Here is a 287-nt window from a genome sequence, read left to right as displayed (position 1 = left end):
TTAAGCTCAGCCCAATCCCCCCCAATCCTCCACCCTCCACACGGTCCACCTCACCCTCCCCCTCCTCCCATCCCCCCATCCTTTCCCCCATCTCCCTCATCCCCTCACCCATCACCACCTTCTCCTCCCCATTCATCAACCCCCACCCCTCCCCCTCCACCTTCACCCCCTCGCCGATCACCCCTTCCACATAGTCCTTCCCTACATCCTCCTCCTCCAAGATCACCGCCTCCCCCCCCCTCGACACCTCCCCGACCACCCTCTCCTCCCCCGTCATCTCCACCCAC

1 pseudogene is annotated in these 287 nt (G+C 64.5%); it reads right to left on the bottom strand.

The features are described from left to right. Nucleotides 1–287 (bottom strand): annotated as a pseudogene (locus FS507_RS19990) (hypothetical protein); the annotation flags it as partial.

The organism is Corynebacterium glyciniphilum AJ 3170 (assembly GCF_007673095.1).
Taxonomy (GTDB): domain Bacteria; phylum Actinomycetota; class Actinomycetes; order Mycobacteriales; family Mycobacteriaceae; genus Corynebacterium.
This window is presented reverse-complemented; position numbering and strand designations above follow the sequence as displayed.